The sequence below is a fragment of the Bradyrhizobium sp. HKCCYLRH3099 genome, from assembly GCF_051167855.1.
In the GTDB taxonomy this organism is placed as follows: domain Bacteria; phylum Pseudomonadota; class Alphaproteobacteria; order Rhizobiales; family Xanthobacteraceae; genus Bradyrhizobium.
Genome location: NZ_JBNPTW010000035.1, coordinates 1 through 2,231 on the forward strand (window position 1 = coordinate 1; position 2,231 = coordinate 2,231).

General features: G+C 65.8%; 1 protein-coding gene and 1 pseudogene. Both read left to right on the top strand.

The window, feature by feature from the left end; translation table 11 throughout:
- Window positions 1-2,073: hybrid sensor histidine kinase/response regulator (locus ACQR1Y_RS34605; protein WP_434880143.1), on the top strand; the 2,073-nt coding region annotated here is incomplete at its 5' end.
- 27 nt (window positions 2,074-2,100) lie between these two features.
- Window positions 2,101-2,231, top strand: a pseudogene (locus ACQR1Y_RS34610) (chemotaxis protein CheW); the annotation flags it as partial.

Consider the following 2,231-nt stretch of genomic DNA (forward strand, 5'->3'; position numbering starts at 1 on the left):
GAGAGCGACAAGGTCGCCAACCAGTCGATCCGCGTCAATGTCGACACGCTCGAACATCTGATGACGATGGTCTCGGAGCTCGTGCTGACGCGCAACCAGCTGCTCGAGATCGCCCGCCGCAACGAGGACACCGAGTTCAAGGTGCCGCTGCAGCGGCTCTCCAACGTCACCGCCGAGCTGCAGGAAGGCGTCATGAAGACGCGCATGCAGCCGATCGGCAATGCCTGGCAGAAGCTGCCGCGCATCGTCCGCGACCTCGCGACCGAACTCGGCAAGCAGATCGAGCTCGAGATGCACGGCGCCGACACCGAGCTCGACCGCCAGGTGCTCGACCTCATCAAGGATCCGCTCACCCACATGGTGCGCAACTCGGCGGACCATGGTCTGGAGACGATGGCCGAGCGCGCCGCCAGCGGCAAGGCCGAGCAGGGCACGATCCGCCTCTCCGCCTATCATGAAGGCGGCCACATCATCATCTGCATCGCCGACAACGGCCGCGGCCTCAACACCGAGCGCATCAAGGCCAAGGCTCTCGCGAACGGTCTCGTCACCGAGGCCGAGCTCGAGAAGATGACGGAAGCGCAGATCCACAAGTTCATCTTCGAGCCGGGCTTCTCGACGGCGGCCGCCGTCACCTCGGTCTCCGGCCGCGGCGTCGGCATGGACGTGGTGCGCACCAATATCGACCAGATCGGCGGCACCATCGACATCAAGTCGGTGGCCGGCGAGGGCACCTCGGTCACCATCAAGATCCCGCTGACTTTGGCCATCGTTTCGGCGCTGATCGTCGAGGCCGGCGGTGACCGCTTCGCGATCCCGCAGCTGGCCGTGGTCGAGCTGGTGCGCGCGCGCGCCAATTCCGAGCACCGCATCGAGCGCATCAAGGACACTGCGGTGCTCCGCCTGCGCAACAAGCTGCTGCCGCTGATGCATCTGAAGAAGCTGCTCAAGATCGACGACGGCTCGTCGTCCGATCCGGAGAACGGCTTCATCGTCGTGACGCAGGTCGGCAACCAGACCTTCGGCATCGTGGTGGATTGCGTGTTCCACACCGAGGAAATCGTCGTCAAGCCGATGTCGACCAAGCTGCGTCACATCGACATGTTCTCGGGCAACACCATCCTGGGCGATGGCGCGGTCATCATGATCATCGATCCGAACGGCATCGCCAAGGCGCTGGGCGCCGCCGGCTCCGCCTCGCAGGCGGTCGCCGACGAGCATGCCGCGCATCACGCCATCGGCGGCGAGCAGCTCACCTCGCTGCTGGTGTTCCGCGCCGGCACGGCGCATCCGAAGGCGGTGCCGCTGGCGCTGGTCACGCGCCTCGAGGAGATCGCGGCCGACAAGATCGAGATCAGCAACGATCGCTACATGGTTCAGTATCGCGACCAGCTGATGCCGCTGGTGCAGATGGAAGGCGTGTCGGTGCAGACCTCGGGATCGCAGCCGATCCTGGTGTTCGCCGACGAGACCCGCGCGATGGGCCTCGTGGTCGACGAGATCATCGACATCGTCGAGGAGCGGCTCCACATCCAGGTCTCCGGCGCCAGGGACGGCATCCTCGGCTCGGCCGTGATCAAGGGCCAGGCCACCGAGGTGATCGACGTCGGCCACTTCCTGCCGATGGCGTTCGCCGACTGGTTCATCCGCAAGGAGATGAGCTCGGAGGCGCTGACCCGATCCGTGCTGCTGGTCGACGACAGCCCGTTCTTCCGCAACATGCTGGCGCCGGTGCTGAAGTCGGCCGGCTACAAGGTGCGCACCGCTTCGTCGGCCATCGAGGGCCTTGCCACGCTGCGCTCGGGGCACACCTTCGACATCGTCGTCACCGACATCGAGATGCCGGAGATGAACGGCTTCGAGTTCGCAGAGGCGATCCGCGCCGATCAGAACCTCAATCAGCTGCCGGTGATCGCGGTGTCGTCGCTGATCTCGCCGGCCGCTGTCGAGCGCGGCCGCCAGGCCGGTCTCTACGACTACATCGCCAAGTTCGACCGTCCCGGCCTGATCGCGTCGTTGAAGGATCAGTTCGACGAGCGGGAACGCGCCGAAGCCGCCAAGCGCGCGGCGTGATGTGACGACCAGCAGGAGAAGCGTGCGATGAGCAGCAACAAGATCGAGACCACCGACGGCGCGGCGTCCGAATTCGTCACCGCCGTGATCGGCGGCCAGCTGTTCGGCCTGCCGATCTCGCGGGTGCAGGACGTGTTCATGCCCGAGCGGGTGACGCG